Origin of the sequence: Gilliamella sp. CG35 (assembly GCF_046635745.1) — a bacterium.
GTDB lineage: Bacteria > Pseudomonadota > Gammaproteobacteria > Enterobacterales > Orbaceae > Gilliamella > Gilliamella apicola_I.
In genome coordinates, this window is sequence record NZ_JBIDFH010000002.1 from 1 (window position 1) to 19,302 (window position 19,302).

Annotated in this window: 8 protein-coding genes and 1 tRNA gene; 6 read left to right on the top strand and 3 right to left on the bottom strand. The window is 36.3% G+C overall.

Annotation, left to right across the window (positions count from 1 at the left end; all coding sequences use genetic code 11):
- The first annotated feature begins 152 nt into the window (after positions 1-152).
- The 5 genes from ACGH4F_RS01380 (at position 153) to pflA (ending at position 15,764) form a co-directional block, all read left to right on the top strand.
- Complete coding sequence (locus ACGH4F_RS01380; RefSeq protein ID WP_411589706.1) at positions 153-1,241, top strand: hypothetical protein; 1,089 nt, start codon at positions 153-155, stop codon at positions 1,239-1,241.
- Positions 1,241-11,125, top strand: a complete 9,885-nt coding sequence (locus ACGH4F_RS01385) for an SdrD B-like domain-containing protein (RefSeq protein WP_411589707.1) — start codon at positions 1,241-1,243, stop codon at positions 11,123-11,125. Before ACGH4F_RS01380 ends, ACGH4F_RS01385 begins: the two co-directional genes overlap by 1 nt.
- A 418-nt stretch (positions 11,126-11,543) precedes the next feature.
- Complete coding sequence (focA, locus tag ACGH4F_RS01390) at positions 11,544-12,392, top strand: formate transporter FocA (RefSeq protein WP_257006728.1); 849 nt, start codon at positions 11,544-11,546, stop codon at positions 12,390-12,392.
- Between the two features lie 69 nt (positions 12,393-12,461).
- Positions 12,462-14,744: a formate C-acetyltransferase gene (gene pflB / locus ACGH4F_RS01395; RefSeq protein ID WP_220215723.1), complete on the top strand. Its 2,283-nt coding sequence runs from the start codon at positions 12,462-12,464 to the stop codon at positions 14,742-14,744.
- A gap of 237 nt (positions 14,745-14,981) precedes the next feature.
- A complete protein-coding gene (gene pflA, locus ACGH4F_RS01400) occupies positions 14,982-15,764 on the top strand; it encodes a pyruvate formate lyase 1-activating protein (protein WP_218837373.1) in 783 nt (260 codons plus the stop codon).
- Positions 15,765-15,826: 62 nt separating this feature from the next.
- Here pflA and rarD read toward each other — a convergent pair whose 3' ends face one another.
- The gene (gene rarD / locus ACGH4F_RS01405; RefSeq protein WP_411589708.1) at positions 15,827-16,723 is read right to left on the bottom strand and encodes an EamA family transporter RarD; all 897 of its coding nucleotides are present in this window, start codon (positions 16,721-16,723) and stop codon (positions 15,827-15,829) included.
- A 68-nt stretch (positions 16,724-16,791) separates the two neighbouring features.
- Positions 16,792-18,084, bottom strand: coding sequence for a serine--tRNA ligase (gene serS / locus ACGH4F_RS01410; protein ID WP_267377862.1), 1,293 nt, complete (start codon positions 18,082-18,084; stop codon positions 16,792-16,794).
- A 595-nt stretch (positions 18,085-18,679) separates the two neighbouring features.
- Here serS and ACGH4F_RS01415 point away from each other — a divergent pair.
- Positions 18,680-18,940 carry a DUF4190 domain-containing protein gene (locus ACGH4F_RS01415; RefSeq protein WP_411589709.1) on the top strand — a complete coding sequence of 87 codons (261 nt, stop codon included), beginning with the start codon at positions 18,680-18,682 and terminating at the stop codon, positions 18,938-18,940.
- A 260-nt stretch (positions 18,941-19,200) separates the two neighbouring features.
- Here ACGH4F_RS01415 and ACGH4F_RS01420 read toward each other — a convergent pair.
- A tRNA-Arg gene (locus tag ACGH4F_RS01420) sits at positions 19,201-19,277 on the bottom strand.
- Positions 19,278-19,302 lie beyond the last annotated feature (25 nt).

Here is a 19,302-nt window from a genome sequence, read left to right on the forward strand (position 1 = left end):
TGGAACGCTCGTTTTTTGACGGACGGGACAAAGGTTACATCATTCAGCAGCTGACGTTAGGTAAATCGGGCGATGTGTCAAATGACAACCGAACGACAGTGGGATACAGCTCTCAGATAACGGACAGCATTAATATTGGCGCGGAATTATTTGTGTCGAACCGGGGAGGCGGTGGTGGCATTCAGGGCAGCTGGGATGTGAATGACCGCACCAACTTATACACGAAGGTACTCAATGATGTGGACTCAAGTTCGGGTCGCGGTATTACAACGGTATTCGGTGGTCGAACCAAGGCGACGAGTCAAATGGAATTATATTCCGAGCGACAATTTAAAACCAACCGCATAGACCACACGACATCGGATGTTTATGGGGTAAGTTATAAACCGACGGAAGCCCAATTTATAGAGGGGTCTTACTCGATAGGCCGTGTGAGCAACCGTCACCGCAATCACACCAGTTTAACCGGAAATGATGAAACTCGTCGGGATATTTATGCCGCTGGTTATGGTTATAAAAATGATTTATTTCAAATACGCAATCGTCTGGAATATCGGATAGATGAAGGTAGTGAACGCATAAGACAATGGGTGACCACTAACCGGGCAAAAACGGTGGTTAATGAAAACTTAAGTTGGCTTGGACAATTTGATTTTGCCAAAACGTTTGGTAATCAAGATGATTCAAGTGATGTAGTAAGTAATTACACGGAGTCAATGATCGGTTTTGCCTACCGACCCCAAGTAATCAATAATCTGAACCTTTTTGGCAAAATGACCTATGTGTATGGATTAGACCCGGATGACCAGTTGATAGTGAACTCAACGTCATCAAGCGGTAAACGTTATACGTCGAGCTTGTATGACCAAAAGAGCTGGGTATGGTCATTAGAAGGTGTTTACGAATGGAATGCGAACTGGGAAACGGCGTTTAAAGCAGCACAAAGACAGGGTCATTTACGTTATAAAGGTGAAAGCGATTGGTATTCATCAGGCGCTGATTTATATGCACTAAGGATTAATTATAAGACGGGTGACTGGGAATATCAGGTTGAGGGGAGAACGCTACGTACAGATCTGGCAGATGACCACAAAGACGGTTTAGTGACCAGTGTCTATCGTAATGTTGGCGACAACATCAAGATGGGTGTGGGTTACAACTTCACGGATTATAACGACAACTTAACACGCTTGAACTACCGTTCACATGGTTGGTTTGTCAATGTAGTGGGGAGTTTCTAATGAACAGTTGGCAAAAAGTTAACAGTAGTCAAATACGTTTACCCGTGCAAATAAAATCAGACCTAAAAGCTGAAAATCGAAAAGAAGAGAATTTACGCATATCAGGAGAGAAGATAATGCGAATTAAGTGTAATGCAACAGCGAAAATGAATGCTAAAAAAAGATCTTGGGTTGATGTTTTTAGTTATAAAGCGATATTACAATGTCTAAAATGGATGTTGCTATCCACCTTTATGTCGTTAACAGTTGTATCGGTAGCTAATGCAATTCCAATAGCGGGAAGGGTATTTTTAGACTACGATGATACCGCAAAGAATGTAACCTTTCCGTTACAAGGCTTATCCGTGACATTAAAAGATGATCAAGGTATTTTAATATCAAATGAACAAACAAATGATAATGGTCAGTATAACTTTGAAGTTAACACTTTAGGAAATTATATCGTTGAAATAGCAACCAATAATGGGGAAAGCGTTTCCAAAAACGTAACTGTTAGAGGGGCAACAGGTGAATTAGGTCAAAACCTCTTTTTAAAAGGAAAAGGGGGAACTATTCATCTAAAAGTTAAAAATGGTACAGATGCAGGTATTAACAACATTCCTGTAAAAATGAGAACTCAATCAACGGTTGGGATGGTAACCAATACGGATAATAATATCGTATTAAAAACAGATAGTAATGGCGAAATAGAGATAAAAAATACATTATTACAGGTTAAATATGAGGCTTTTTTTGATAAAGACGTTGATCTCTTTTTAAAAACTCGAAATTATAAATTATGGGATGTCATACTACCAGATAATAGTCATCAATATGCTGAACTTATTTCTTTTAAGATGGAAGGTTCAGATCAAAGTGGGCAATTTAATCTTAAACATCGTAATACCAATTCTGTTGATGGTGTTGTTGTGGTTGATAGAAATAACAACAATACCTATGAAGCAGATATTGATACTGGTCTACAAAATATGAGGGTCGAGTTGTATTATTCCGGTACAACAACCAAAGTAATGGGAACCGATACCGTTATTACAGGTGGTGATGGTAAATACAGCTTTAGTGATCTCGCTGTTGCAACTTATGATATTCAGGTAACAAATGTCACTTCTCCACCTTTTACTACTGATAGTAAAAACAGGGCAAAAGCACAATTAACAATACCTGACTCAACTGGGGTGCCTAGTGGTCCTAATTTCTTGTTTCAATTAGATCCTAACGATACATCTTTATCCAGTATATCTGGAAATGTGTTTGTACTAGGACCTCAGCAATATATTATAGCAGGTCCGGATTCAGGTAAAACGGGCAATAATATTCCGCTTGCGGCTCAAGGTAGTACAGGACTTAATACCACTGTCGAACTTTACCAACATAATGGAACCGATTGGGAGAAAATTGCTTATCAATTTACCGGTAATTTGGGCGCCTATCAATTTGTCGGATTAGTAAAAGACAAAGATTATAAAGTTGTTGTCACAGAGTCAAATATAAATTTAAATAATACTGTTTTTGTCAATGACACAGACGGTAAGTCAACCAGTACCTCCTCTAAATCAAGAAGTACGCATAAAGGAAAAGTCACATTAAGTAATGGTACACAAGCTAACATTGCTGCTAAAGAGATTATCGTACCCAAACTTAACGAGAGAAAAACCAACCAAAACTTTTGGTATTCACCAATACGTAAAGATTTAGGTAATTTATTAGTCGTCAATTATTTGAAAACAGCCAATGGAAATTGGAGCTGGAGTTCAACAATTAATGGGCTTGAAGCAATTACCGCCAGTACTTATACTAAAATAGCCTTTTTTGAAGAAGATGGTGTGACTCAAGCAACCGATTTACAAGGTAATAAATTAGAAGTCAGCTATCAAAAACCGGGTTTTTATGGTGTAAGAGGCTCACAAAATTATCCTATCGATCATGCGGGTTTATTTTATTATTCTGTTGTTGAATATGATACGGATAATTTGGATTATCCCGAATCATATAATGGCGAATATTCGATTAATGTCACTCCAAATAGAACTTGGGAAGATACCCTTTACTTTACACCAAAAAGACCCAATACGATTTCTGGATATGTGTATTTAAATAATAGCCATCGAGGGGCTTTAGGCACTTATAATCCAAATCAAGATACACCAATTAAACAAAATAGGGTTACTTTGGAGCGTAAAGTATCGGGAAAATGGACAGTTATCACTGAATTTGCAACAGATAACAAGGGTTATTACAATTTCACCAATTTGCCTAATGGAGAGTATCGTGTTACGGCTAAACAGGAGTATGGTGGCGACAGTAATATCAAGGCTGGGGATGTTGATTTCGAAAATAATGATCAGAATAGCGGTTCAAGTATCGATCCTAATGATAATAAAAAAACGATATCAAGCATTGTTGTTAATGCGAGTGGTGGTAACAAATATAACAGGGATACTAACATCTGGTATAAATTGAAAATTAATGAAGATGTTCTTCGTGGTTCAGTACTGTTAGATACATGGTTAGGTGATGGTGAGATACAAACCGGGCAAATGTACAATGCTAATGACTTACCATTAAAGAATGCTATTGTTTTACTTTGTGAAGATGACGGTACCAATGATTGTACTGAAAATGGAAGTAATTTTATTGGGAAAAAACTAACCAATGCTAAGGGTGAATATAGTTTTCAAGGGCAACAAGATGGTATTAATCGAGATGTGACTTATATCGTTAAAGCTATCTATTCAGGTACAACGGCTGTCACAAATACCGCTAAAGAGTTAGCTCCAAGTTATAAAGTACAATTTAAACAACTAGATGTCCCGATGACGAAAAACTTTCTAATGCAAGGAAAAGGACAATTTTCGGGGGCACCGGTTAATGATCTCAATGGCGATATGGACTATGCAGGTGAACAAACACTTGAAAAAGGCGATGGATATTTTGATCTCTATTTCTGGAATGGAAGTAATTATGAAAAATGGAGTGTTATTGGTGATTACTATCGAACGATCAATCTTAAATCATTACCAGAAGGCAAATACCGTATTGTTCATCAAGCAGATAAAACTAAATATTTAGATATTGCCGATAAGGATCCTTCTTCACCTCCTGGTACAGTAAATTTTGAAGTATTAGCTGATGGCACATTAGCAAATATGGATAATAATAATCAATGGTTTATGCAAGCAACGATAGCGCCTTCAGGGCTCACTGAAGCCTTGTCAGGTAATATTTATTTAGACATCACCGGATCAACTGAAAAAAATGAGCAATCGGTTTTATTAACATCAGATGAATTACAACGGTATAACCTTTCAGATTTATCTGTAGAAGGGGTCTTTACACCAAGAATTTATCCTAATTACTATGATAGAACGAAAAGTATCGATTCTATCCTTGCAGATCCTGATTTTGTTGATAACAAAGTAAAACAAAATGGGCGATTTGTTTATAATAAACAAAACTCAACTCGGTATAATAATTTATATCTGACAAGTATGTTATTGCGATTAAATGGATTGGATCATAGTGCTTTCAAATTAGTTGGTAATAGCAGCGCATCTAAAACAGAAAAAACTTATCTTCCAAATGAAATAAAAACAAATTTGGAATATATGCAGGTTTATTTATTACCAAGAGGTGTACCGAATCAATATTGGTTAATTAGAGCCAATAATAATACTGAAATTAGCGGTCAGCTTTATTACGATTATGATGATAATGGTAGTTTTGATGCGTCTAAGGGTGACGTGCCAATCACTGGTGTACGTGTCGAAATTTATCGTAAAGGCAGTAATAAATTATATTCTTATACCAAAACGGACAATAATGGTAAATATCGTTTCAGTCATCTTTTAAATGATAATTACACGATAAAAGTAACGGATACAGGCTTAGATAAACGTTATGAATTGAAAAGTCCTTCTGATACCGTGAACGATGTTCAAATCACTGCGTCGACGCCAATTTTATCAGGTGGTGGTTTAGACTTCATTTATAAAAAAGAGGGGGATGCATCGATATCGGGTTATGTCATGATCGATATCAATAATAATGGCCAACCCGATATCAGTTTCAATAGAACGGGTGATGTACCTGTTTCAAATGTAACTATTAATTTATATAAAGGAAGTGACGCAACAGGTACGCCATTTAGTACACTTAAAACCAATGAAATTGGCTATTATAGTTTTAGTTTAAGTAAAGATGATTCGAAAGCTAGCCTTTATACCGTTGAAATTGAACCGCCGAGCGGTTATGGTGTGATAGCGAATGCAGATAACAATACGAACAAAACTTTAAATCCGATATCTTTTAATACTAAAGGTGGTAGTCAGAAAGGTAAATACTTCTTATTAGCAGGGAAAACAAATGCTAATCCATCGGCAGGTATAACCAGCACTACCGCAACAAATAGTGGTATTTCGGGCAAAACATTAATTGGTGATCCTGCTGCTGCAACCGGTGAGCCATTAGGTGGGGTATTACTCAGTTTATACGATGCTACGACGAATAAAGAAATGGTTCGCCAGTATAGTGATGCAAATGGAGAATATCATTTTTATAATTTGCCAGATGGTAACTATAAAGTCAGTGTTATTTTAGCCCCACAAAACTATGTTATTGTTGGAAATAGCGAAAACTCAGTGCAACCGATTGATACCATATCAAATATCATTATCAATAATCGAGGTATTGACGGTAAAATATTCTATTATAATCAGGCTAGCTATGATGGTATTCAAGGTAATGTGTATATCGATTTTAACGATTCTAACCAAGATTTGAATCATACAAATCAATTTGCGCATCCACTTGATGGCTCGGTACAGGCAACTGTTGAATTATATTCAGGATTAAATGCCAGTGGACAGCCATTGATGACTCAAAAAACTAACAATGGTCATTATCATTTTGCTAATCTATTATACGGAACGGGTGTTAATTACTCTGTTAAAATCATAATGAATTCGATTAGTGACTATGATTTCAAACAAAGTAAATCAGGAAATCAAGCACAAAATATCGTTATTCCTGTCAGTGGATTACCTTTAGAAGGATCACTTGATAATCATTATCTTGTTTTAGGTAAGCAAAAAATTGGTGGTGATGTCTGGATTGATTTTAATAACAATAAAATCAAAACGGTTGATGAGCTTACTAATGGTGTGAAGGTGAATCTAAATTACAAGGTTCCAGGCTCAAATCAATATAAAACGCTTAAAACAATTGAGACGGATAATATTTCTTTAAATGGTAATCCATCGAAAAATGGTCAATATCTTTTCGAAAAGCTACCTATAAATTATTATTATCAAGTAGAAGTCATTACACCAGATGGCGCTAAACTTATTCCTGCATCAGAGATAGCAAATAATAAAAATATCATTGATTTTATGCCGCTAACTAATGATGATTTCAGTAGTAGTACTGGATTTAATTATGACGGTATTATCGCAGGACAAGTAACGATTGATGTGGATAATAGTCAAAGTAAAACAGATGTTGATACCAGCTTTGCTGGGGTCAAACTTAATTTGACAAAAGTGCCAAGCCCAAATTCTAATGCGACTAATAATCAAGCAACATTTTCGGTAATAACTGATAGTTCAGGAAATTTTAAATTCGAAAATATGTCACCAGGTCAATGGGTTCTTTCTGCTGATAACTCACAAACAGTGGCAGATTGGAATAATTATGCTTTAAATTATACTTCAATGAATAACAGAACGATTGTTGGGCAGAATAATAGTTTGTCATTAGATATTAACTTAACTGTCAATCAACCTTCAATTGACAATATCAATATCGGTTATCGCGGTAGCAGTAAAATCACAGGTTATGTGGTTATTGACCGAGATAATGATGATCAATATAGTCAAAACGATATGGCATTTGGTCAGTTATCTACACCAATAACCCCAGTAATAACCTTAAATTCAGCAAACAATAAATCGGGCTTCACACCTAAAGATATATCGGTTGACCCATCTACTGGTGCTTTTGAAATAGAAGGATTAAGTCAACATAATTATGAAATTACAAGCACAGTAAATCATAATGATTATAAACTTGTCTTTAGTCCCGGAAATCCAGCAACGCCATCGGCGATAGCAACGTTTGATATTAATGGTCCGAATGACAGTCGGTATGAACTTAATCCAGAAAAACGTGCTTTCGGTTATCAAATTAAACGCAACTTATCAGGAACAGTTTATTTGGACGCAAGCGGAAATGGTTCTTATCAAACATTCCATACAAAATTAGAGGGTGCTGTTGTAAAAATTGAAGGTGAATGGAATAACAAAAAAGTGACAGAAAGCCAAACAGTTGGTAGCGATGGTCAGTTTTCGTTTACTAACATTACTGAAGGCAAATGGACAGTTTCGGTTTCACATCCAACACGTTCAAGTTTAGTTTATAGCTATTTTGTTGAAAAATCAGTAACTCCAAGTGGGAGCAACACTAATAGTGTTAGTTATCAGGTTGATTCAAATACCGGTCGAGATATCAAACTTGATCTAGGTATGAAAGGTCAAAGCATAATTACAGGTATGGTTGTTCTGGACAACGATGTCGATGAACAATTGTCACAAGGTGATACCGGTATTGCTAATTTAACCATAAACCTAATTGATCCAACTAATGATACTGTTATCTATAAACAAACGAACACTGGCAGTAATGGTTATTTTGAATTTAATGGTTTATCGAGTGGTAATTATCGAATTCGAGTGACGGATCCTGCAAACGCTTTAAGTGGTTATGTCATTAGCTTTAGTCCGACAGGTAAGGCATCGACGAATAACGCATTCGATATTGCCCCTGTAGTTGTTTCAGCGGACAACGACCAGAAAATCAGTAATGATTTTGGTTATAAAGGTAATATAGGTATCAGTGGTCATATCTATCAAGATATTATGGGTAATGCTGTTCATAATGCTAATTATCCTACATTATCTGGGGTTGAGGTGAGCGCCATCAATCAAAGTAATAACGCAAAAGTTTCGAGCGTATCACTTGCCGATGGTAGTTATGCAATAAACAATCTAACGTCGGGTGTATGGATTGTTAAAATTACAGGCTATCCTCAAGATTGGAATTATAGTTACGTCAATTATGCTGTTAATTATTCATCCATTGATCAGGTCAATCCTGGCGAGTTGAAACTAACCATTTCTGCCACAGATACCGCAGGTAAAACTATCGACTATGGCTTGAAGGGTAGTGCTAAAATTGCCGGGCGAGTGGTTGTCGATATGGATATCAATGATAATGCTAGTTTGAATTACCATGCGGCAGCTATTGATAGACCTTTAAATGGTATTCCTGTTACCCTCAAAAGTAATGGCTTAAGTGGTGCGCCTGAAATCAGAACGACAACGGATAGCAATGGTCATTACCAGTTTGATAATCTAACGGCATATAATCAATATGAAGTGAGCGTTGATGATAGCACCTTATTGCAGTCTGGATATCAAATCAGTTTCAGTCCAGCCATGGTTAATGGTGGAAATGCAAGTAATCATGATATGTTAGTGGTAGCGGGTGTTAATCAACAAGTTGACAATATTGATTATGGTTATAAGAGTCAAAAAGCGTTAAAAGGCAAAATTTATAAAGATTACTCAGGAAAAGGTATACATCAGACATATCATACTACTTTAGCGGGTGTTACCGTTGAAGCAAGGGATGCGAATAATCCTAATATTCTTCTAACCGCTGTGAGTGATGCTAACGGTCAATATGAGATCAATAATATTGCAGAGGGTGAATGGATTATTACTGTTCAACCAGTAGCAGGTTCAGGCTATAGTTATAGCTATGTGGTTAAACCACAAGGTATGCCTGCTACTGATGTTCCAAATGGAACAAAACTAGATATGAATGCGGCATCTTCTCCATTAGTCACCAATGTTGATTTCGGTCTAAAAGGTCAAGCAAGCATTAGTGGTCAAGTTGTGATTGATATCGATACCAATGATGGTAACGCAATAACAGCTCAAGATATTGGTATTGATTCACTATTCCCGCATTATGCCGTTGAATTATTTGTCGAAAATGATTTGGTTGATAGTGTTGAGGCAATAAGTACAGGCACAAATATTGATGATCTTGGTCAATATAAGTTTGAAAACCTAGTTTCAGGTGTTAACTACAAAGTTAAAGTCTCTATTCAAAATTCTAACTATATAAGTAGTTTCTTACTAACAGATAGTAATATTGCTGCAACAACGAATAAGACTGATAACGAAATGGAGGAAATTTACCAGTTTGCGAGTGCAACCGATCATGCTCAAGGAGTGATTTTTGCTTGGAGTGGGATAAGTGGTATTAAAGGTAAAGTGTTCTTAGATAACAATGATGATGGAGAGTACAATCCTTCAATTGATAGTTCAGTTAATGCGCCGGTCACATTACTATTCGAGAATGTAAACAATCCTGCTATCCACTTTACACACACATTAGCAGCAAGTGATGTTGATTATGAAATTAATAACATTATTCCGGGTAAATGGAAAATTGAAGTTACAGGTATACCGACGACTTTAAGAGCAAGCTTTGATCCGGATGATGCGCATCACGATCGTAATGGCACCGTAAATACCCCTGAAACAGAAAACGTGGCAACATTAGATATTTCGGGGAGTTTAATCGATCAAAACTTTGGTTATATCAATGGAGGATTCATTGAAGGAAGAATTCTTGATGATAATCAGGGCGGAGGGTTAAAAGGTGCTGCTAATTATAATGGCTTAAAAGGTGTGAATGTTTACTTATTAGATAGTGATAAACAACACATCTTAGATAAAAGTGGTCAACCGGTTAAGTCAATAAGTGGTGAAAATGGTAAATTTAGTTTCCGTAACCTCATTATTGATACCAATAATAATGGTGCAGCACGATACTTTGTTAGAGTACTGTATGGCGAGTATAACGATGGTAGTGTCAATGTTGGTCGTGGTAATCCTTTATTTGATTTGATACCGTCATTTGATCAATACGCAGACAATAACGGTAAAGTAATTGAACATGACTTAATTAATTTAGCTAATCCACCGGCTTCGGTAACATTCAATGGTGTGGGTGGAGCTCACACTGTGCCTGTCATGTTAAAAGATATGTCAACAACTTTGACACGGTTAGCGAATGAAATGCTATTGGGGTATCGTAATTCGGATGAGGATGTCACGATAATTAAAATGGCACAGAAAGATAATGTCGTTGTAGGTGATATCGTGCCTTACTCAATTAGAATTATCAATAATAGTCCGCGTGCTTCAGCTATCAAGATACAAGATATCTTACCGGCAGGCTTTAAGTTTGTTAAAGGTTCAACGCGTCTTGATGGTAAAAAAGTTGCTGATCCTAGTGGCGGAAGAACGGTCACCTCTCAGGTCATCAAATTGAAATCTAACGATGAAATAACGCTTACTTATATGCTGGTGGTCGGTTCGGGGGTGACTCAAGGTGAATATACCAATACAGCGAAAGCGATAAACTCATTAACCGGACGAGTTGTATCCAATACCTCTCATGCAACCGTAACGGTTACGGCTGATCCATTATTTGATGATGCGCTTATTTTCGGAAAAGTGTATGTGGATAAAAATGGTAACGGTATTCAAGATGAAGGTGAAGAAGGATTAGGGGGGATCAAACTGGTTACGGCTCGGGGTGAAATTATTACAACCGATGCAATTGGTCGTTATCACCTAGTCGGTGTATCAGGTGGTCGTTGGGAAAGAGGAGCCAATTTTGTGATAAAATTGGATACCAGAACATTACCAAAAGGCTATGAAGTGATTGGGCGTAATCCTAAAGTGATTCGAGTATCACCGGGGTTACCTAGCAAAGTTGACTTCTTAGTTTCAGAGGTAAGTAATCCATAACAATTGGATTACGGGCAAAATTTGGATAAGGATATCCAAATTGTAACGTGAAGTTACATTTACATATTTATTTAAGACTTGTTCTATTTTATTTTCCTCCTTTTTCGATATATCAGAAAAAGGATGGAAAATTTTTTTATTTAATCGGAATTTCTTCAGTCGACAGCAATGCAAAAAAAACGTTTATAATTGCTATGAAATAGTTAACTGTCTGTTTTAAAAGCTTATTAAAATTGTTAAACACTTTTTTAAATCAAAACAGAATGTTATTATTTATGTTAATAAATGTAAAAAAATAAAATAAAAATAATGAGTTATAATTTTTTAAATTTTTTTAACTAAAAAATTGATGATTTGACATAAATTAAGAGTATACTATCCGCCTCATAAAACCCTAGTTTTTTTGAGGATGTTAACATTGAGTAATGATAAGCTTGTGGATTCTCTTTCCCCCGCACAAATGACCCAAATCGCTGAAGAGGTCGGTAATTATAAAGTAAATAAGCACCCTAGTAGCACGATTTTATCTGCCATTATTGCAGGTGTCTTTATCTCAATTGCTTTTGTATTCTATATTACCGTGACAACCGGTACTTCAACCGTTGCGTTTGGACTTGCTAAATTAGTCGGTGGTATTTGTTTCTCATTAGGACTTATGCTCGTTGTTTGCTGTGGAGCAGATCTTTTTACTTCAACAGTTTTAACAATTTTGCCGAAAATGACGCATAAAGTCAGTTGGTTTAGAATGATTCGCAATTGGATTTTAGTCTATATTGGTAATTTTATTGGTGCTATACTGTTTGTTGGCGTGATATGGTTCTCAGGTCAATATATGGTAGCCAATGGGATGTGGGGACTAAATGTTCTGCAAACTGCAGATCATAAATTGCATCATACCTTTATTGAAGCTGTTTTTCTTGGTTTATTAGCCAATCTAATGGTGTGCTTGGCGGCTTGGATGAGTTACGCTGGTCGTAGTTTATTAGATAAAATGCTAATCATGATTTTACCGGTAGCAATGTTTGTGGCAAGTGGTTTTGAGCATAGCATTGCTAATATGTTCATGATCCCAATGGGAATTGTGATCAACAATTTTGCTTCTCCGGAATTTTGGCATGCAATAGGTGTATCACCGGATGCATTCAAAGAATTAACCGTTGAGCATTTTGTGTTAAAGAATTTGATTCCTGTAACAATCGGGAATATTTTAGGTGGTTTAGCCGTTGCGCTGCCTTATTGGGCATTATATTTACGTAAGCCACATTGATTTTTATGATATTTACCCTTATATACAAAAGAGTAGATAGAAATTTTAGTAAACCTGAGGTGAAAAACTATGAGTAATTTAAACGAAGTACAAGCGGTCGCTTGGAAAGGATTTAAAGATGGTGATTGGCAAAATAATGTCAATGTCCGCGACTTCATTCAAAAAAACTACACACCATATGAGGGTGATGAGTCTTTTTTAGCTGGCGCAACTGATGCGACAACTAAATTATGGGATAAAGTTATGGAAGGCATCAAAATTGAAAATGCTACCCATGCCCCTGTAGATTTTGATACAAGTGTTATTTCGACAATTACTGCTCATGATGCAGGTTACATTGAAAAAGATTTAGAAAAAATTGTTGGCCTACAAACTGAGAAACCATTAAAACGTGCGATTATCCCGTTTGGTGGTATCAAAATGATCGAGAACTCTTGTAAAGCATACAACAGAACACTTGATCCTTTAGTCAAAAAAATCTTTACTGATTATCGTAAAACCCATAACCAAGGTGTTTTCGATATCTATACACCAGATATTCTTCGTTGTCGTAAATCAGGTGTTATCACTGGTCTTCCTGATGCGTATGGACGTGGTCGTATCATTGGGGATTACCGTCGTGTAGCACTTTACGGTATCGACTATTTGATGCAAGACAAATTTGCACAATTCAATTCATTACAAGCGGATTTTGAAAATGGTGTTGATTTAGCCATGACAATGCAACGTCGTGAAGAAATCGCTGAACAACATCGTGCGCTTGGTCAAATTAAAGAAATGGCTGCTAAATATGGTTACGACATTTCTGGACCAGCGAAAACGGCACAAGAAGCTGTTCAATGGACTTACTTCGGTTATTTAGCTGCGGTTAAATCTCAAAACGGTGCCGCTATGTCTTTAGGCCGTACTTCAACATTCTTTGATATTTATTTCCAACGTGATCTTGAAGCTGGATTAATTACTGAAAAAGACGCTCAAGAAATTGTTGACCACTTCGTAATGAAATTACGTATGGTTCGTTTCTTACGTACTCCAGAATATGATGAATTATTCTCTGGTGACCCTATTTGGGCAACAGAATCTATCGCTGGTATGGGTGTTGATGGTCGTACATTAGTTACTAAGACTTCTTTCCGTTTCTTAAACACTTTATATACCATGGGTCCATCACCAGAACCAAATATGACTATTCTTTGGTCTGAACAGTTACCAAGTGGATTCAAAGAGTTCGCATCAAAAGTATCGATTGATACGTCATCTTTACAATATGAAAATGATGATTTAATGCGTCCAGACTTTAACAACGACGATTATGCAATCGCATGTTGTGTAAGCCCAATGATTGTTGGTAAACAAATGCAATTCTTTGGTGCGCGTGCAAACCTTGCTAAAACTCTTCTATACGCAATCAATGGTGGTGTGGATGAGAAATTAAAAATGCAAGTTGGCCCGAAAGAAGATCCAATCACTGATGAATATCTTGATTTTGACAAAGTCTTTGCTCGTTTAGATCACTTTATGGATTGGTTAGCAAAACAATATGTGACAGCACTAAACGCAATTCACTATATGCACGATAAATACAGCTATGAAGCATCATTAATGGCTCTTCACGATCGTGATATTATTCGTACTATGGCATGTGGTATTGCTGGTCTTTCTGTTGCTGCTGACTCATTATCTGCAATTAAATATGCAAAAGTAAAAACCATTCGTGATGAAGACGGTCTTGCGGTAGATTTTGAAATCGAAGGTGAATATCCACAATTCGGTAACAATGATCCACGTGTAGATGATATCGCTGTAGATTTAGTTGAACGTTTCATGAAGAAAATTCAAAAACTTAAAACTTATCGTAATGCAATTCCTACACAATCTGTATTAACCATTACTTCAAACGTTGTATATGGTAAGAAAACAGGTAATACGCCAGACGGTCGTCGTGCCGGTGCGCCATTTGGACCAGGTGCTAACCCAATGCACGGACGTGACCAAAAAGGTGCGGTTGCTTCATTAACATCTGTTGCTAAATTGCCATTTGCTTACGCTAAAGACGGTATTTCTTATACTTTCTCTATCGTACCAAATGCATTAGGTAAAGATGATAATGCACGTAAACGTAACTTAGCTGGTTTAATGGATGGTTACTTCCACCACGAAGCATCAGTTGAAGGTGGTCAGCACTTAAATGTTAACGTATTGAATCGTGAAACATTATTAGATGCGATGGAACATCCTGAAAAATATCCACAATTAACCATTCGTGTTTCTGGATATGCAGTGCGTTTCAACTCATTAACTAAAGAACAACAAAAAGACGTCATTACACGTACTTTTACACAATCTATGTAATTTAGTTGATTTTAATTACGACAAAATAGCGTCCTAAAAGGGCGCTATTTTTTTATAATATTGACTAAATTCATATTCATTATTCGTAAAAGAGTAGTTGTGTTGATATCATTCATTTTTAACCTATATAATTACCTAAATTAAAAAGCGTTTCTGATTAGTGTAATTGGTGAAAGCTAAACCGTATCTGAGTTAAAATAACGTATAAGCAATGTGAGCAACCATTAGAGAAAATTTATGGAACAAAATAACAATATCATTATGACAACAAAACAACCGATTAAAGGTCGTATTCATTCTTTCGAATCTTTTGGTACTGTTGATGGGCCAGGAATTCGCTTCATTGTTTTTTTTCAAGGTTGTTTAATGCGTTGTTTATACTGTCATAATCGTGACACTTGGGATTTGAAAGCAGGACGAGAGGTCACGGTTGATGAACTAATGAAAGAAATTGTTTCTTACAAAAGTTTTATCATGCCTAATGGGGGCGGCGTCACCGCATCGGGTGGTGAAGCAACGTTGCAATCTGAATTTATTACAGAATGGTTTAAGGCTTGTCATGAAGAGGGTATAAGCACCTGTCTGGATACCAACGGTTATGCCAGACAACTTGATCAGACTGTTGATGCGTTAATGGAAGTAACGGATTTAGTGATGCTTGATTTAAAACAGATGAATGATGAAATACATCAAAAACTGGTCGGTGTTTCGAATAAACGGGTACTTGAGTTTGCTAAATATCTTCAAAAAATTAATAAAAAAACATGGATCCGCTATGTCGTTGTGCCAGGCTGGACGGATGATGATAATTCTGCGCATCTACTAGGTCAATTTATTCAAGGAATGGACAATATTGAGCGTGTTGAATTATTGCCTTATCATAAAATGGGGGCTTATAAGTGGGATACGATAGGGGATAAATATCAATTGGAAGGCGTTGAGGCACCTCCAAGAGAAACCTTAGACAGAATCCAAGCGATTATTGAAAGTTATGGTCAGCCGGTCACGTTTAGTAAATAAATTTCACTATATCAAATAAAAGCACATTAAAATGTGCTTTTTTGTTATTTATCGAATGTTATTTACCGAATTCTTTTACGTTTTATCGCTCGTAAAACAAATATACTCCCTTCTAATGCTAATACGCAGACAGACAACCAAATAAGCCCATATGAGATGATATGCTCTGACGATACAGATTCATGCAAAAATATTACCGATACCATAGAAAGCAGAACAGGTTCTACATATCCAAGTAATCCGAATAATCCCATCGGTAGTAATCGTCTTGCAACAAAATACATTGCAAAAGCAATAGCGGTAATGATTCCTAGCATAGGGATAAAAATAGGAAAATGGGTAATGTCATGAATAATCTCATCCCAACTGTAGTTAAGAATAAAATAAAACAAACACCCAATAAAAATAAAAAAGAAGTCCGAAAACGTGCCTGCAATGCCCTCTATTTGTAATTTTCGGCGTGTCATAAAATAAACGGGGTATCCTAGGGCAATGACGGCTGTTTCCCACGAAAATGCGCCTGTATTGACAATTTCAATAGCGACCCCTAATGTCGCAAGCCCCACTGCTATTTTTTGTAAAAAACTGAGTTTTTCTTGATAAAATAGCTGTCCTGAAATAACCATGGTTAATGGTAATAAGAAATAGCCTAATGAAGCTGACAAGCCATGTCCATTGATAGGAGCCCAGATAAAGATCATCATCTGGATTGTCAAAAGTAGTGAAGAACACAATAACCCAATTAAGAGAAGGGGATGTGTTTTTATACGGACAAAAAGTAGATAAATGGCAGACCACTGTTTTTCGATTAAAATTAAAATCACAATCGCAGGAAAAGAAGTCAACAATCGCCAGCAAAAGATATCAGTAACTGACAAGGGATGCAATAACACGGGATAATAATAAAGTAAGCCAAAAAGGCATGATGCGAGTATTGACAGGACAACACCTTTTATCATGATTTCACCTTAATTAATAAAAAAATAGCGCTAATGAATAGCGCTATTATAGGGTTAATAAATGTTTTTTAGCCTATTATTTCGACACCATTCATGTATGGGACTAAAACGGATGGAACTTTAATGCTTCCATCAGCTTGCTGATAGTTTTCCATAATGGCAACCAATGTACGCCCTACCGCTAATCCAGAACCATTTAAAGTATGGACTAAATAAGTTTTATTGTCTGCTTTGCTTCGATAACGAGCTTGCATACGACGTGCTTGGAAATCCCACATATTAGAGCAAGAAGAGATTTCTCGATAAGTGTTTTGAGCAGGAACCCAAACTTCAAGATCATAGGTCTTACAAGAACCAAAGCCCATATCACCGGTACATAGCACAATTTTTCGATAAGGCAGTTCTAATAGCTGCAACACTTTTTCAGCATGAGCAGTAAGCTCTTCTAACGCTTGCATGGATTCTTCTGGTTTCACTATTTGCACTAACTCAACTTTATCAAATTGGTGCATACGAATTAAACCACGTGTGTCTTTACCATAAGATCCTGCTTCAGAACGGAAACAAGGTGTATGAGCGGTCATTTTTAATGGAAGCTCACTTTCATCTAAAATTTCATCACGCACTAAGTTTGTTACTGGAACTTCAGCGGTTGGGATTAATGCATAATTACTGCTTTCTGCTTCTTCATCGAGCGGTTTTGTGTGAAATAGGTCACCTGCAAATTTTGGTAATTGACCTGTTCCAAATAAAGTGGCCTTATTAACTAAATAAGGTACGTAAATTTCAGCATAGCCATGCTGCTCGGTATGAAGGTCTAACATGAATTGAGCGATAGCACGGTGTAAACGCGCAATTTGAGATTTCATCACCACAAATCGAGCCCCAGTGAGTTTTACACCCGCAGCAAAGTCAAGCCCACCAAAACGTTCACCTAAAGCAACATGATCTTGTACTGGAAAATCAAATGTTCTTGGCGTACCAAAACGCGATATTTCAACATTATCATTTTCGTCTTTACCGTCAGGTACAGAATCATCCGGTATATTTGGAATATTTGAAGCAATATCTTTAATTTGATTCAGTAAGATTTCGAGCTCAGCTTTAGCGCTGTTGAGTCTTTCACCAAGCTTATTGACTTCTTCACGTACGGACGTGATATCTTCACCACGAGCTTTAGCTTCACCAATAGCTTTAGAACGTGCATTACGCTCTGCCTGTAAGCTTTCGGTTTCAACTTGTAGCACTTTACGTTTTTCTTCTAGTTGACGAATACTATCAACATCTAATTTAAATCCTCGGCGCGCTAATTTAGTAGCGACAAGATCCAATTCATTTCGGAGTAAATTCGGGTCCAACATAAAAAAAGTCCATTATGATTAATTAAAGATATCTATCTACTTTAATGGTTATTTTAATATAGCGACGACCATATTTAAAATAAAAAAGCAGACTGATTATAAATATTTAAAGTTTGAGCTTAGTATACTCGATTTATATCGGGATTCAACCAGAGTGGTATACCCGAAGAAATCTAACTGATATTCGTCAATCAATGTAGTTCAATTGGATAAAAGCAATTATTTTATCATTTATTTTTCTTGCTTATACTGCTGAATATTTTATCTCGACTATTATTCATAAAAGAAAAACAAATACAAGTTATTAACAATCATTTTTTGGTAAATTTTATCATACCGATGTTTCATATTGGTTTTAAATCTATTTTCCTATTTTTATACAGTATTAAATCATTATCTAAATCATTTAGTTATTGTTATATGTCAATTGCTACTGATATCGATCTTACTCGCATCTATCACGAAAATAATTTGAATAGCGGTGATTTATGATTGATAAAGTGAAATATATCTTATATTGATCTGCTAAAACGATAATCTTATACTTAACTGCTATTTATTTTATTTTTCAAAAGTATCAAGGGGCAAAAGATAAATGGATCAACAACAATATAAAGCAACAAGTGGTTTAGCTATAGCGGGGATGAGTTGCGGAATTTCATCACTGGTTTCTATTTTGGTCATCAATATTTTAAGTATTGTCGTCGCTATTGTCGCTATAGTATTGAGTGCTGTTGCTATGAGTGATATAAAAAATAATAATAAAAGAGGTTTGGGTTTTGCAACAACAGGGATAATTTGTGGAATCATAACGCTTTTATTATGGTGTTCATTTTTCATTTTAGTATTAACTTAGAATGTGCACTTTGACTTCTAATCTTGCTTAAAACACTTTTTAGGGCTTGGGTAGGAATAGATGACATTAGATGCCTGAGAAACATAAAAAGCGTTGTAGAGCGTTTTATATAAGCATTTTTGGGGTATTGGTAAACATGCTAAAGTGTAGAGTAGAGCAGATGATTAATATATGCGTATAGAATAATTTTTTAGGTGGTTTTACACATTATAACCTTTGATTGATTAGCATAAATCGAAGAATCTTTTGGGATGCTTAAATGGCGCACCCGAAGGGATTCGAACCCCTGACCGCTCGGTTCGAAGCCGAGTGCTCTATCCAGCTGAGCTACGGATGCTTGTAAGTTCGTAAAAATGGTGCAT